Source organism: Streptomyces sp. FH025 (assembly GCF_017427025.1).
Lineage (GTDB): Bacteria > Actinomycetota > Actinomycetes > Streptomycetales > Streptomycetaceae > Kitasatospora.
Window position 1 is genome coordinate 1 of the sequence record NZ_JAFLNG010001152.1, and the last position, 1,372, is coordinate 1,372.

General features: G+C 74.1%; 1 protein-coding gene. It reads left to right on the forward strand.

Translation table 11 applies throughout. The features are described 5' to 3' along the window. The coding region (locus J0670_RS38070) for a hypothetical protein (RefSeq protein ID WP_207817340.1) at positions 1 to 1,305 on the forward strand (1,305 nt) is incomplete at its 5' end. Positions 1,306 to 1,372 lie beyond the last annotated feature (67 nt).

Genomic DNA, 1,372 nt, shown 5'->3' on the forward strand with positions numbered 1-1,372 from the left:
GGCCCCACCCTCGACCGGCTGTTCCGTGCGGAGCCCGAACTCGCCGCCTGGGCCCCCGCGTTCGAGCAGGCCGTACGCGCCTGGCGGCGCCTCGCGGGCCCCGACGCGCCCGCGCCCACCCGGGCCCTCGACCTGTTCGGCGCGCTCGGCCCGCAGCGCTACCTGCACCTCCAGGGCCGGCAGGCCGCCGCCGTCGCCGCGCTGGACGCGGTGGCCGAGGGCGAGCGCGGCGAGGGCTGGCAGGCGCTGCTCGGCGCGGCCCTGATCAGCCAGGCCCGCGAGCACCACCGCAACCAGGACTGGCGCGAGGCCCTGGACAGCCTCACCCGCGCGCGGACCGTCCCCGGCCTCGTGCTGCCCTCCGACGCGGCCGCCATCGCCGCCGAGTCCGGGGTGCGGGCCGCCCGCGCCCTGCTCAAGAGCAGCGACGACGACCAGGCCGGAGCGGCCGAACTGCTGGAGAAGGCCTACGCGTTGGCCCCGACGGACCGCGAGGTGCGCGGCGACCTCGGCGCCACCTACGCCCAGTGGGCCCGCAAGATCAACAATGAGGAGAAGGACTACCCGCGCGCCATCGCCCTGCTGGGGAAGAGCCTCGACCTCGTCCCCGGCGACCAGACCGCCCAGCAGTTCCTACGGGCCGCCCTCGCCAACCGGGCCGGCCAGCTCAGCCGCCCCGACGCCTCCGACGAGGAGCTGATGGAGGCCGCCGACCTGTGGGCGCAGCTGGTCGACCTCGGCTCCGACCCGGACCACCGGCACGGCCTCGCCTTCGTACTGCGCCAGCTCTCCCGCTCGGCCGCCTTCGCCGACAACCACGCCGGCGCCATCGAGCTGATGGCCGAGGCGCTGCACGCCGACCCCGAGTGGGACGGCGACCTCGGGAGCGAGGCCCCGCGCCGGGTCGCGGTGATGCTCGCCAACCACGTCATCGACGGCATGCAGGACAGCCCGTTCACGGAGCAGGCCGCCATGCTGGTGAGGGCCAAGTCCTACGACGACTCGGTCGACATCCGCCGACTGATGGTCAGCGTGTGGCGCGGCGAAGCGGCCGGCCTCTACGAGCGCCGCCGCTACGCCGACGCGATCGCGCTGCTGAAGGAGGCGATCGAGCTGTCCGGAGATCCGGAGGACACGGCCAAACTGCACAACGAACTCGGCGTCGTCCTCAGCTCCTTCGCCGTCGCCCAGGCCAACTTCGGCTACTACGCGGAGGCCCGCGAGACGATCGCGATGGCTCTCCACCACCGCCCCTACGACCGTGAGCTGCGGGCCCTGGCGGGGCGCATCAACAAGCTCGGCTGACCGGCAACCGCAGGGCGGTCGCCGTCGTCGTAGACCGCGCGCTCATTGCGCGGCCGTCAACTCCATG